Origin of the sequence: Bacillus sp. AF62, assembly GCF_050312695.1 — a bacterium.
Classification (GTDB): Bacteria; Bacillota; Bacilli; order Bacillales; family Bacillaceae_G; genus Bacillus_A; species Bacillus_A cereus.
In genome coordinates this window covers 1-12790 of sequence record NZ_JBNPJZ010000052.1, presented here as the reverse complement: position 1 = coordinate 12790, position 12790 = coordinate 1, and the positions used below count along the sequence as shown (strand labels likewise).

Below are 12790 nucleotides of genomic sequence, written 5' to 3'. Positions count from 1 at the left end.
CTTTTTCTTGAAAATGTCTCTTTCAACTTAATTTTTTAAAACGTTAATTCGTAATGGAAATAACGATTATCTCTCAAATAACCATTTTCAGCATATAATCGTTGTGCTGATAAATTATCAATCTCTGTTTGCAATTTTACACCTTTTGCTCCATTCTCTAATGCGTATTCTTTAGCAGCTTCTAATAATTTTTTACCTGTTCCGGCTCCACGCTTCGCCGCTTGTACAAATAAATCATTTAAAATCCATAATTCTTTCATTGAAATGGAAGAAAATGATGGATATAGTTGTGTGAACCCAATATATTCGCCGTCTTCAACTGCTACGAAAATAACGGACTCTTTTCTCTCAATTCGATTTCGTAAAAATACTTTTGCACCTTCTAAATCAGAATCCTGCCTATAAAACATGCGATAGTTATTAAAAACTGATGCTAGTCCATCTAAATCTGCAATTGTTGCCTCATATATTCTCATTTTACTCCATTCCCCTTCCAATACAGTCTCATTATATCCGTTGCCCATTTAGGCTGGTGTATTTCTTCTTTCGGCATAAACTCTTTCATTATTGGTTTTATATCCAATATAGGAGTACCATTAATAGCATCTAATCCCTCAACAATAATTGATTTACCTTCTCTTTTGATCACCTTTACAATTGTTACACCTATGCGATTCGGGCGATTTTTTCCGCGCTGTGCAAAAATACCTACTTCAGGATAATCTTTATTATTTCTAGGATGTCTAGCAAAATACTGAATTTGCTCGTCAGTTACTTTATGAAAATAAAAAACAACTTCAATATGGGAAAAATCTTCAATCCCTTGTATACTTTCTTCTGCATACATTTCAGTTAAAGTTATACGGGATCTTACTTCTCCCCACTCATCATCTTTTATTTCCTTTCTTTCATTATGTACAAATGCGATTGGTTGAACTGAAAACATACGCATTCCCCCTTAAATGTAACCACTTACATTATAAAATATTTTCTGAATGTTTTCCAGATATATGAATTAAGTTTACATAATATAATTATAATCTATTTATCTAGAGCTATCTTGACTGCTTCAATTGCATGTATATGAGTCGTATCAAATATCGGGACAGATACGTTTTCTTGCTTTATTAATAACCCTATTTCTGTACAACCTAATATGATTCCCTGTGCTCCTTTTTGCACTAACTCTTCGATGACTCTTTTATAATATTCTCTAGATTGAGATACTATTTTTCCTAAACATAATTCTGTATATATTACTTTATTTATTTCTTTTCTATTTTTTTCTGATGGTACTATTACTTTTATATCATGCTCTTCAATACGTGACTTATAGAAATCTTGCTCCATTGTATATTTAGTTCCAAGCAGACCAACCTTTTGAATGTCTTTTCTTTTAATTTCTTTTGCAGTTGCATCGGCAATATGTAAGACTGGAATATCAATTTTCTCCTTTATTTTTCCAACTACCTTATGCATTGTATTTGTACAAATGATTATAAAGTCTGCTCCTCCCTTCTGTAATGAATACGCCGCATTCGCTAAAACTTCACCTGCTCCATTCCAATCTCCTCTAGACTGGAATCTTTCAATCTCTTCAAAGTCCACACTATTAATCAAACATTTTGCTGAATGTAGCCCTCCTAATCTCTCTTTTATTTCTTCATTAATAATTCGATAATATTCAGAAGTTGATTCCCAACTCATACCACCTATAAGACCTATCGTTTTCATACAAACACCTACCTAAACTATTTTTATAAAACTAATAACAATGTTTTATTATGTATATTATACATAATAAAACAAGACTTTAAGTTTGGAATATAAAGTCTTGTTTTAACGGAAAATACGGAAATAATAAAGAATAATTCTACTTTCATTTCCAAGGGAATTTTTATAGAATATTCCGAAATTAATAATCTGATTTTTTTATGAATTCTTTATACTTATAATTAAAACACTCTCGATACAGCTCTTTGATTTCATCATATGATGGAACACGTGGGTTATTAGCTGGGCTACCACTTTCAATTGCATCTGATGCCATTTTAGAAATAGCATTTTCAAATTCAATTTCATCGATTCCGTATTCTTTTAAATTTGGAATACGAAGATCAAAGCAAAGTTTTTTTATTTCACCAAGCGTGTAGTCTGCTACTTCCTCATCAGAATTCGAATACAAATCCTTATTTAAACTACGTCCAATTTTTGCTAACCTTTTCATTGCACTTGTTTTTGTAAACTCTAACACTGTAGGTAATAGTATGGCATTTGATATTCCATGCGGTACATGAAATAATGCTCCCACTGGCCTTGACATTCCATGAACTAATGTAACTGATGCATTAGAAAATGCAATTCCAGCTTGTAAGGAAGCAATCATCATCGCTTCTCTTGCCTCCATATTACGTCCATCTTCATATGCTATACGTAAATATTTCATAATACTTTCAATAGCTGAAAGAGCAAGTACATCTGTAAGTGGTTGTGAAACTTTAGAAATATACGCTTCAATCGCATGACATAATGCATCTATTCCTGTTGCTGCCGTAATTTGTGTTGGTAATGAACTTGTCAAAACTGGATCTATAATTGCTACTTTCGGTATAAAACTAGGATGCTTCATCATCATTTTTACATCTGTTTTTTTATTCGTTATTACTGCTACACTTGTAACTTCCGATCCAGTACCAGAAGTTGTTGGAATTGCAATAAGTGGTAGTGGATTGTTTTCTATTTCAATATCCTTTTGGACATAATCCTCAACTTCTCCACCATTTGTATATAAAACCGCTACTGCTTTCGCAGCATCAATACAACTTCCACCACCAATACCGATAATAAAATCACACTTTTCCTCTTTACAAAGAGATAACGCTTCTAACACGTGTATATTTGTAGGCTCAGCATCTACTTTATTATATGTACTAACAGTAATACTTTTCTTATTTAGTTGTTGTATACACTTTTCAACATATCCTAATTTCTCCATAATTGTATCAGTAACTATAAAAGCTCTTTTCCCTAACTTTTTTGATTGTTCCCCCAGTTTTTCAAGCGAATTCCTTCCATATAATACCGACTTTGGCATACGAAACTCAGAAACTTCTTGCAAGTACTCCACCCCTTCTTATCCTAATTAATATTTTATGATATAAATTATCGATTTGATGAATCTTTACGATTCGAATTTTTAATAGAGTCCTGTTAAAGTATAGAACGCGATAACTAAAAATACAGCAACCGTTTTCAAAATTGTGATAGCAAATATATCTTTATAGGACTGTTTATGTGTTAATCCTGTTACTGTAAGAATAGTAATAATAGCCCCGTTATGCGGTAGTGTATCCATTCCTCCTGATGCCATTGATACGATACGGTGCATAACTTCTAATGGAATATCAAATTGATTGGCCGCTGCAATAAATTTATCTCCCATTGCGCTTAATACTATTCCCATACCTCCTGATGCAGAGCCTGTAATTCCAGCTAAAATATTCGTCGTTACTGCACCATTCACTAACGGATTTGTGAAAGTAGCAGAGATACCATCTCTCATAATTGCGAAGCCTGGAAGTGCTGCAATGACACCACCGAATCCAAACTCAGCTCCTGTATTCATCGTTGCAAGTAGCGCTCCACCAATACTTGTATTCAATCCAGCTTGGAAACCTGTTACTACTCGCTTCCAATATAATAATAACGTTGTTAAGATCCCTATAAAAAGTGCCAATTCTACAGACCAAATTCCTACTACTGCACTTAATTCTACTTTTCCAAATGCTTTCATACCAATTGCAGAAAAATCAAAACCGCTTGGATACCACTTCGGTATCATAATAGTAAACACTTTATTCATTACACCTACTAAAATAAGTGGTATAAATGCAATAAGTTGTTGTGCTCTTGTGATTTCAATGTTATTAATTAATGGCATATTTTTTTGTTCTAATTGCAAAGATGCTGCCATTTCAGTATTTCCGTCATTAAAATCAAAATATCCTTCACCTACCGCTTTTGCCTTCTTACGTCTACTCTCTAAATATAGTAAACCTAATGTAAGAACAAAAATTGCTCCTACAATCCCAAGTATCGGTGCAGCATAAATATCCGTTTTAAAAAATGTTGTAGGTATTACATTTTGAATTTGTGGTGATCCAGGTAGTGCATCCATTGTAAACGTTACTGCTCCAAGAACAATCGTTCCAGGGATTAAACGTTTTGGAATATTAGCTTGTCGAAACAACTTAGCTGCGAACGGATAAACAGCAAACACTACTACATACACACTAACACCACTATACGTTAAAATAGCCCCCATTAATACAATCGCTAATATAGTACGTTTTTCACCGACTAACTCAATAATCGTTTTTGCAATAGAATCCGCAATTCCTGACATTTCCACTACTTTTCCAAATATTGCTCCTAATAAAAACACAGGAAAATATAGCTTTATAAAACCAACCATTTTCTCCATAAAGATATTAGAAAAGAAAGGTAATACATAACTAGGTTCTGTCAAAAATACTGCAAATAATGCAAATATCGGTGCGAATAAAATAACAGAAAAGCCTCTGTATGCTACGAACATAAGTAAACTTAGTGCTAATAATATAATAACTAACTCCAATTTTACCCCTCCATTAAACAGAATATTCTAAAATTTATTGATAAACTTCTACTAATCTTTTAATTCTGACATCCCTCCTCTTATTCATACAATTTTTTCATGCTAAAAATGTCTAATTATAAATATTCGATTACATATGAAAAATCCCTTTAAACAGAAACGAATTCCTCATCATACGTTAAAAAGGGATTGCTAGTATCTATATTTACTAATTTATTAAACTTTTTTCTACACAAAAATGATACAGTTCTTCAACATCTTTCACTATGTAAGTCGCACTAACTTCAGTCAGTTCTTTCTCACAGCCATAGCCATATAAAACACCAATTGAAGCAATTCCATTTTGATTCGCACCTATTATATCGTGCTTTCTATCACCGATCATTATCATTTCTTCTTTATTTAGTTCTTCATTTGTTTGTAAAATATGAGCAATTATTTCATCTTTTTTTATTCTTGTACCATCTAAATTACTTCCAATGATATCTTCGAAATAATTCGTCAATTGAAAATGCTCTATAACTTGTTTCGCAAATACAGTGGGCTTTGAAGTTGCTACAAATATGCGATTCCCTGAACTTTTTAATTGTTGCAAGAGCTTCAGAATCCCCTCATATACATTATTTTCAAACAATCCACGCTGCTTTAAATACTCACGGAAGTAAAAAACAGCACGTTCAAGCTCTCCTTCACTCATATTATATCTCTCTATGAATGATTGCTGAATAGGAGGACCTATAAATGAATCTAACTCACTTACATGTACTTCTTCAATTCCTACTTTTTTTAATGCATATAAAACCGAGTTTACAATCCCTTCTTTCGGATCCGTTAAAGTTCCATCTAAATCAAATAGAAATGTTTTATACATGTTTCATTCCTCCACTTAATGTGCTGTATAAATAACTGCTAACATCTCTTCCACTTCTCCCTATTATACTATCATTATCTATTTTTTCGAAAAATCAATTTCCATATGTCACATACTTTCAGTTACAAAATACGATAGATATGATACAGTAAAAAAGTTACAATTATTTTAATAGAAACTGGTGAAACAAATGTCAATTACGTTAATTTTTATAATGGCTTTCACAATTGTGATCCACGCAGTTGAAACAAGCTCTTATAGTATTCGATTAGCCGGGGTTCGTTTAAAGAAGATTGCTGTCGCATTATCCGTCGTAGGAATCGTATTACTCATTTCAAGAACATCAAACTTACTACAAGCCTTTTTACTTGGCGGGATTGTTGACGAAGCAAAACTAGATCCTTCTATTGATTTAGAGCATATTATACGTCTTGTACTATTATCTGCTTCTATCGGTACATTGCTTGCGATTATACTGTATCCAACTTTGACAAAACTATTTGGATATGTCATTCAAAACTTTGAAACAGACGGTTCTTTCATTCGAATGATGAAAACGAATAACATTCAAAAATTAAAGTACACAAAAAAATATGTCCGCTTTCCAAAGTTAGAAATGATTCATAGATTGCGTATCGGCGGTATTCCAAAGCGTATAATGCTTATTAACATGTTCGCTACTGCAATTTATACAGCGGGGGTTCTTTCCGCACTATATGCTTCTTTTTTAATTCCAGCTTTCGCAACAAAAGCCACTACAGCTTCTGGTCTTATTAATGGTTTTGCTACTATTTTATTAACAGTGCTACTAGATCCACGTATTGCTCTTTTAACAGAGCGAGCTCTTCAATCAGAAGAAGGTGCTGAAGCAATGAGTAAAATGTATGCTTGGCTAATGATTTCTAGACTTTTTGGTACATTACTAGCTCAACTGTTATTCATACCAGGTGCTTACTGGATCACATGGATTATAAAGCTTATGAATTAAATCCACACTCTAAAAAAAGCAGGTGAGATAACAAATGACTATACAAACAGAACAAGATATCATTCGCTTAATAGAAAACGACGAATGGATGATGACTGTATTACAAATGGCAAAATCACTAGAGCTACCTGATTGGTGGGTTTGTGCCGGCTTTGTTCGTTCTAAAATTTGGGATACTTTACACGACTACGAAATAAGAACAGATACGCCTGATGTAGATGTTATTTATTACGATTGTCTACATAAAGACGAAACATATGAAAAGTTATTAGAAACGAAACTAATGAATATGGATGCCACTATCCCTTGGTCAATAAAAAATCAAGCTCGTATGCATGTAATGAATAACATGCCGCCATATTCTTCTTCTGTTGATGCTATTTCTAAATTTCCTGAAACAGCAACGGCATTAGGAGTTACATTAGATGACCAAAACAATATTATATTAGCATCTCCATGCGGAATCGAAGATGTACTTTCACTACAAGTGAAACCAACAGCTCATTTTCTTGAAACAAAAGAACGTATACATATGTACAAAAATAGAGTTATAAAAAAGAATTGGCAAATTAAATGGCCTAACATAACAATCGCTTATCCAGAAATATAAAAAGGGTGCCCCTCATTTATAGAAGCACCCTTTTCTTCATTTCAAAAAATGAATAATTGTTTCTGCGAATCTATCTGCTTCCTCATAGTGAGGTGAATGACCACTCTCTTCAAATACGATACACTTACCGTTTTGAGCATCTTTATTAAATGTTTCAATTTGTTTTTCACACGTTACTACATCATGTTTTCCTACAATTAATAACATTGGATTCTGTACTTCTTTTATTTTATATAATAATGATTTATGACATGCACCCTCTAATTTTAATCTATTAAAATGAATTTGAGAACGATTTGAAAATATTTCCCACTCTTCATCACTGTATAAACTCTCATCTGTCCTATCTTCCTTATTATTGTAAATCTCCATTCTTTTTTCTTCTAATTCATTGCTTAGTCTTATATAAGCTTCTAACAACTCTTTTGAACTAGCATTGCTAGATGAATAAGCAAGAGACTCTTCTGCTACTTCTTCTTTTCCATATTTTTTTAATAAATGCCCTGTCTTTTGCAACAAAGCTCTACTTGTTAATGCAAAATCAAAAGTTGGTCCTTCAAATATTATTTTCTCTATTGAACTTGGATATATCGACGCATAAAGCAATGCTACATATCCACCGAAAGAATGTCCAATTATAGACCACTTCTCAATTTGTAATACTTTTTTTAATTCCTCACAGTCTTCAATCAAATCATTTAATCCAAAAGCTTCGTCCTCAGTAATTTTTTCTGAACGACAAACACCTCTTTGATCTATCATAATTACATATAGAGAATCTTTTAAACGTTCCGCTTGATGAAATGAAAAATCATAACAACTCTCTCCTGGTCCACCATGCAAATATAAGACTGGTTTATCTTTAGGATTTCCATGCGTTTCAACGTATAGCTTTTTCCCTCTAATATTCATGTATCTCCCTGCTTCTATCAAATTTGCCTTTATGATCATCACCTCCCCTTTTTTACTGAATATTATAACATTTAATGTTAAATAATCCCTATTACATTTAAGAAGACGATAATTATTGCAAGTGGCGCTACAAATCGAAGTAAAAATGCCCAACAAGTAAATACTTTCTTTCCATAATTACCACCTACAAAAAACTCTGCTTCTAGTACCTTCTTCTCCATTTTGAATGAAACGAAAATACTAATAAATAGTGCTCCAAGTGGCATTAATATATTACTAGATAAAAAGTCTACCGCATCAAAAATATTCTTTCCAAAAATCGTAATATCACTCCATACTCCAAATGATAACGCAGATGGTATACCTACTAAGAAAATACAGAAACCAATGATCCATGATAGTTTCGTTCTTCTTTCTTGTTCACCATTTGCTAATGCTGAAACAACAGTTTCTAGTAGAGAAAATGCCGATGTTAATGTCGCAAATGTAAATAGTGCAAGGAATACTGTTAAGAAAAATCCACCGAATGGGATTTGACTAAATACAGATGGTAATACGATAAATAGTAATCCAGGTCCTTCTGTCGGCTCCATTCCTAATGAAAATACGGCCGGAAAAATGGCAAGACCCGCAAATAAAGAAACAAATAAATTCAATCCAACAATTGTTATTGCTGATTTTGGTAAACTTTCTTTTTTATTTAAATAGGAACTATACGTAACCATAATTGAAATCCCGATACTAATTGCAAAGAATGATTGCCCCATTGCGAACAAAATACTTTCCGAAGTAATCTTTGAGAAATCTGGTTGTAAGAAAAACTTCACACCTTTCATTGCATCATCAAGTGTTAACGAACGAATAATAAGAGCGACAAATAAAACGAACAATACTGGCAACATATATTTACTTGCTTTTTCAATTCCGTTTTGTACACCCTTTGATACAACCCATATCGTAATGAACATAAAAGCGAAATGTCCCATAATAGCCCAAGTGGGATTCCCAATTGTTTCAGTAAATAACGCACCGTAATTTTGTCCTGGAGTAATCAGTTGTCCAGTTATTCCTCTGAATAAATAAATTAATACCCATCCACCTACAACACTATAAAACGAAAGTAGTATAAAACACGTTCCAACGCCAAGGCGTCCGATCCAGTGCCATCCTGTATTTGGTGCGATGCTTTTAAATGCTCCAACTGCTTGTTTCTGCGTACTGCGTCCAATCATAAATTCAGCTATAAGTAGCGGTAGTCTAATTAAAACAGTAAATAATATAAAGATTAAAAAGAACGCTCCTCCCCCACTCTTCCCAGCGATATAAGGAAACTTCCATATCGCACCAAGTCCAATTGCTGATCCGGCTGCTGCCATTATAAAACCTAATTTCGAAGTCCATTGCTCCGTCTGTTTCATCTCATTTTCCTCCTAATTAAATCTTTTTATATAAATAAATAAATTTTATAGACCTATCCAAATAAACCCTCCATTTCTTCTTCCATATAATAAAAAAATGGCCTAGCATCTCTATTTAAAGAGACGCTAAGCCATTTACTTAACGCGGTACCACCCTTATTGATTCCATTATGAATCCACCTTAGTAGTAATCGTTTGATTACAAACCTAATATCGAAGGTTAACCGTTAAGATTTACTAAGAATGTGATTCCGTTCCACCTTACTGCTCCTAGGCGAGTTCAGGATGTCATTTGACTATGTCGCACCAACCCATAGCTCTCTGTACAAATACATGACCTTACTACTCCTATTCAACACATTTTAATATTTAGAATATATTTTCTTTTGAAATTAATATGAAGTATATCGGTTATATTTGTAACTGTCAAGGGATATATTATTTTTTTGTCGAAAAAGATTTCTCAAGACGTTAATATTGGTCTAATAGCTCTAACATGCCATTCACCAAAAAGTCATTTGGATCATGTGTAAATACTATAGATTGTTCAATCGCCTTCACATCTACTTCATATTTCTTTAGTTCTCGTTGTATTAATACTTTCGCCATATCGGACAATAGCGCTTGTAGTCCATCACGTACTTGTCCTTCCGTTAAAACGTACTTTACGATGACTTCAAAAAATAATACAACCCTTTATTTTTTCTTCCACTCTCGTTATACACTGTACAACGCCACTACAATCTATAAAAATTTAATACTTCGTGCACTTATAAAATTATAATGTGTCTACCTATTTCTATCCTAAAACGCAAAAAAGCACTTGTTTCCTTTAGTTGACAATCAAGTGCTTTAAGTTCAAATGTTTTTAAGTAACATGTATTTGTAAGTTTTGCAGTAAACAGTATGGCACCTTTTATATGCCGTGACAACTACTATGTAAAAACTTACGAGTTTGTACGATTTTGTTAGTTTAGTATACATACCGTGTGTTTATATTCATTGCCCAGTAAAATATCATCTCACCTAAGCTCGTACTTCGTTTTCTATTCTATCATTGCACATAATACTCTATGATGGTACAACCATCATAGAGTATGTATTTTCAAACACCCTATTATTTTTTCCTATCCACTTCACATATACTTTGTTTTTCATAGGTTATTATAGTTAAAGCTTATATCCATAAAAATATTTTTGTCCCTTTTCCCAGTTTTCACTTGAAAGTTCGTTTATATAGTCAATAAAATCTTTATAATTACTTGCACTAATAATAGTGTTGTAATCCGCAGGTACTCTTTCACCAGTCCAAATTGATAATAAAGATGGTATTAATTCCATTTTTAATTGCTCCTCATTATCAGCAGCAATCATAACCCGCTGAATCAATTTTTTAGCTAAGTCTTCAGGAAAAGCTAAATTCTGTTGAAAATAATAACTATTTGTATCCTTCTCCTGACAATACTTAAAATAAAAATTTCCAATTTCATCTATAGTTGCATCTTCACCAATTTGATCTTCAAAATTAATAAAGGAATCAATTGAATCTCTTATAATAGTAGGTGTATCACTGAATTCCTCCCACTCTTCAAGTAAAGCCAATAAATATGGAATTACCTCAAGAGAAAGTGAGGTTGTGGCTGCTGATGCAAAAGTGTCTACTGTTTCTTCAGTTACCTCACTAAGAAAACGGAGATTATTTGAATCCCTTAAGTCTTCATGTGTTGCGACAGATAAAAATACTCTAATACATAAATTCAGAACCGCTTCATCTTTAGTCTGATTCATTAATTGAACTAATAGTGGTTTTTGAGTAAAATCCCCCGTTTTAAATAATTCTATTAAGTTAAATAAAACTTCCGTTTCTGTTAAAGATTTTAAAATTTTTTCTTTTATTTCCGATTTAGCTAAAATTGTTTTTTCTCCAAACCATATACTATTCATAAGATTTCTCGTTTCTCCCATAAATGCACCTACTTTCATTAAATTATCTCTTTCCATTTTCTCGTTGCCATTTCAGAACTTTATTTTGAAAAACAGTAACCTCAGTATGTTGTGGATTATTACCAAATACAATAATCCCCTTTTCATTCTCATGTATTTTTAGTACCTTAGCATTTTCTTTACCATAACCCATTTCATGATAAAAATTCAAATTCAAATCATCAATTTGCTCTCGACGAATAGTCGATTCTCCTGTATTCTTTATATTTGAACTTACATTCTCTTCCCCAAAAGATAAACCTTGTACATGGTGACCTTTTTCAAGTTCCCCTCTTCTAACCAACGCTTGATAGTCTGCTCTTGTTTCCTTTAGTTCTTTACCCTTTACCCTTTACTAGGGTAGATTCATCAGGATTAGGATACCAATCAGGGTTAGTTTCGTGTAATTTTTTTGCCTCATCATAATAAGGTCCATAAACATCCTTACTCGAAGAATTATTACCCGTACCCTTATTTAAAACCAAAAGCGATAATTGGATTACCAATTATCGCTTACTAAGTCAAACCATTTGATGTACTATAAAGTAACACGTATTTTATTATCTATGATAGTTCTAAAATTGGTGTAATTTCTCATCATGTTATTACCATATGCACTAACTGCTTCATTACCATACACCATACTTTCATAGTTATCTTTAAATTCTTTTTTTATTGACTCTTCCAAACTGTCATAGTATCTTTTGATAGCTTCCTCTGCCAATTCACGTGACCCGTGCTTTAATATAAAATTAATATCTACCATATAACCCTTTTGAGGATAAAAACCCCTTTCAACAACCTCTTTTACAAAGTTGTTCAAATCATTCGTGCACCTTTCTACAATTGGCATAAATACACTATTTAACCAATTGGTGAATTCGTTAACTGTCCGCTCCCACTCTTCCTCATTTGCTATGTTCCAATATAACTGATTGCTTGGTACATTGCACTGACGTGTATTAATATGAAATATTTTATCTTTAGATTTTAAAGGAAGAATTGCGCATTCACCATAAAATACTACATTTTTATCAGATATATTATTCCAACTTGTATAAAAGAATACCTTATAAATGAAATTTTTATCTTTTTTACTCATCCAATGACCCGACTTAGAATATTTCCAACCATTATCTAAATACTTTTCAGATATTAGATTACATACGCGCTCAAATACTTTATTCGCTTTCATTTTACATCTCCAATTCAAACTACCTAAGATTCATATGTTTTAAACTCAATCCTCAAATCTTGAGTATTCTTCCTAAAAACCTCTAATAGTTTATTACAATTTTGAACTGGACCCAAAAAGTTGGACACATATTTAAGCAGCTAATAAGGATTGAACTCTGTATTGTACAGGGGGCAA

Annotated in this window: 13 protein-coding genes, 1 pseudogene and 1 other annotated feature; of the genes and pseudogenes, 2 read left to right on the top strand and 12 right to left on the bottom strand. The window is 32.6% G+C overall.

Annotated elements, in window-relative coordinates; all coding sequences use genetic code 11:
* Positions 1-35: 35 nt before the first annotated feature.
* The 6 genes from ACQRBL_RS10635 to ACQRBL_RS10610 all read right to left on the bottom strand — a co-directional run bounded on the left by ACQRBL_RS10635 (position 36) and on the right by ACQRBL_RS10610 (position 5507).
* Positions 36-476 carry a GNAT family N-acetyltransferase gene (locus tag ACQRBL_RS10635; protein ID WP_023521824.1) on the bottom strand — a complete coding sequence of 147 codons (441 nt, stop codon included), beginning with the start codon at positions 474-476 and terminating at the stop codon, positions 36-38.
* On the bottom strand, positions 473-946 hold the full coding sequence (locus tag ACQRBL_RS10630) for an SAM-dependent methyltransferase (protein WP_411996422.1): 474 nt from the start codon (positions 944-946) through the stop codon (positions 473-475). The genes ACQRBL_RS10635 and ACQRBL_RS10630 overlap by 4 nt, the downstream gene beginning before the upstream one ends.
* Before the next feature lie 95 nt (positions 947-1041).
* Entirely contained in the window at positions 1042-1734 is a 693-nt protein-coding gene (locus ACQRBL_RS10625; RefSeq protein ID WP_000848576.1) for an aspartate/glutamate racemase family protein, read from the bottom strand.
* Between the two features lie 181 nt (positions 1735-1915).
* Entirely contained in the window at positions 1916-3118 is a 1203-nt protein-coding gene (locus ACQRBL_RS10620) for an iron-containing alcohol dehydrogenase (protein WP_001158667.1), read from the bottom strand.
* A gap of 78 nt (positions 3119-3196) precedes the next feature.
* Positions 3197-4636: a GntP family permease gene (locus ACQRBL_RS10615; RefSeq protein ID WP_411996423.1), complete on the bottom strand. Its 1440-nt coding sequence runs from the start codon at positions 4634-4636 to the stop codon at positions 3197-3199.
* A 208-nt stretch (positions 4637-4844) separates the two neighbouring features.
* Positions 4845-5507, bottom strand: coding sequence for an HAD family hydrolase (locus ACQRBL_RS10610; RefSeq protein WP_000278491.1), 663 nt, complete (start codon positions 5505-5507; stop codon positions 4845-4847).
* Positions 5508-5697: 190 nt separating this feature from the next.
* On the opposite strand from ACQRBL_RS10610, the gene ACQRBL_RS10605 reads away from it, so the two are divergent.
* Together ACQRBL_RS10605 and ACQRBL_RS10600 are read left to right on the top strand one after the other, a co-directional pair.
* Positions 5698-6495, top strand: a complete 798-nt coding sequence (locus ACQRBL_RS10605) for a lipid II flippase Amj family protein (protein WP_000028911.1) — start codon at positions 5698-5700, stop codon at positions 6493-6495.
* Between the two features lie 34 nt (positions 6496-6529).
* A complete protein-coding gene (locus ACQRBL_RS10600; RefSeq protein ID WP_065483400.1) occupies positions 6530-7105 on the top strand; it encodes a nucleotidyltransferase family protein in 576 nt (191 codons plus the stop codon).
* 36 nt (positions 7106-7141) lie between these two features.
* Here ACQRBL_RS10600 and ACQRBL_RS10595 read toward each other — a convergent pair whose 3' ends face one another.
* The 6 genes and pseudogenes from ACQRBL_RS10595 to ACQRBL_RS10570 all read right to left on the bottom strand — a co-directional run bounded on the left by ACQRBL_RS10595 (position 7142) and on the right by ACQRBL_RS10570 (position 12613).
* On the bottom strand, positions 7142-8056 hold the full coding sequence (locus ACQRBL_RS10595) for an alpha/beta fold hydrolase (protein ID WP_094194508.1): 915 nt from the start codon (positions 8054-8056) through the stop codon (positions 7142-7144).
* Between the two features lie 38 nt (positions 8057-8094).
* Positions 8095-9435, bottom strand: coding sequence for a sodium-dependent transporter (locus ACQRBL_RS10590; RefSeq protein WP_411996424.1), 1341 nt, complete (start codon positions 9433-9435; stop codon positions 8095-8097).
* A 116-nt stretch (positions 9436-9551) separates the two neighbouring features.
* Positions 9552-9800: a binding site (T-box leader), on the bottom strand.
* A gap of 109 nt (positions 9801-9909) precedes the next feature.
* Positions 9910-10074: pseudogene (locus ACQRBL_RS10585) on the bottom strand (recombinase family protein); the annotation flags it as partial.
* A 531-nt stretch (positions 10075-10605) separates the two neighbouring features.
* Positions 10606-11418: an Imm47 family immunity protein gene (imm47, locus tag ACQRBL_RS10580; protein WP_043924651.1), complete on the bottom strand. Its 813-nt coding sequence runs from the start codon at positions 11416-11418 to the stop codon at positions 10606-10608.
* 4 nt (positions 11419-11422) lie between these two features.
* The gene (locus ACQRBL_RS10575; RefSeq protein ID WP_043924650.1) at positions 11423-11722 is read right to left on the bottom strand and encodes a hypothetical protein; all 300 of its coding nucleotides are present in this window, start codon (positions 11720-11722) and stop codon (positions 11423-11425) included.
* A 234-nt stretch (positions 11723-11956) separates the two neighbouring features.
* Positions 11957-12613, bottom strand: a complete 657-nt coding sequence (locus ACQRBL_RS10570; RefSeq protein ID WP_023521819.1) for a hypothetical protein — start codon at positions 12611-12613, stop codon at positions 11957-11959.
* Between the last annotated feature and the right edge of the window lie 177 nt (positions 12614-12790).

Bases quoted from the DNA above. Each gene is read 5' to 3' on its own strand.
- ACQRBL_RS10635 (WP_023521824.1), bottom strand. From the start codon at position 476: ATGAGAATATATGAGGCAACAATTGCAGATTTAGATGGACTAGCATCA.
- ACQRBL_RS10630 (WP_411996422.1), bottom strand. From the start codon at position 946: ATGTTTTCAGTTCAACCAATCGCATTTGTACATAATGAAAGAAAGGAA.
- ACQRBL_RS10625 (WP_000848576.1), bottom strand. From the start codon at position 1,734: ATGAAAACGATAGGTCTTATAGGTGGTATGAGTTGGGAATCAACTTCT.
- ACQRBL_RS10610 (WP_000278491.1), bottom strand. From the start codon at position 5,507: ATGTATAAAACATTTCTATTTGATTTAGATGGAACTTTAACGGATCCG.
- ACQRBL_RS10605 (WP_000028911.1), top strand. From the start codon at position 5,698: ATGTCAATTACGTTAATTTTTATAATGGCTTTCACAATTGTGATCCAC.
- ACQRBL_RS10600 (WP_065483400.1), top strand. From the start codon at position 6,530: ATGACTATACAAACAGAACAAGATATCATTCGCTTAATAGAAAACGAC.
- ACQRBL_RS10595 (WP_094194508.1), bottom strand. From the start codon at position 8,056: ATGATCATAAAGGCAAATTTGATAGAAGCAGGGAGATACATGAATATT.
- ACQRBL_RS10590 (WP_411996424.1), bottom strand. From the start codon at position 9,435: ATGAAACAGACGGAGCAATGGACTTCGAAATTAGGTTTTATAATGGCA.
- imm47 (WP_043924651.1), bottom strand. From the start codon at position 11,418: ATGAAAGTAGGTGCATTTATGGGAGAAACGAGAAATCTTATGAATAGT.
- ACQRBL_RS10570 (WP_023521819.1), bottom strand. From the start codon at position 12,613: ATGAAAGCGAATAAAGTATTTGAGCGCGTATGTAATCTAATATCTGAA.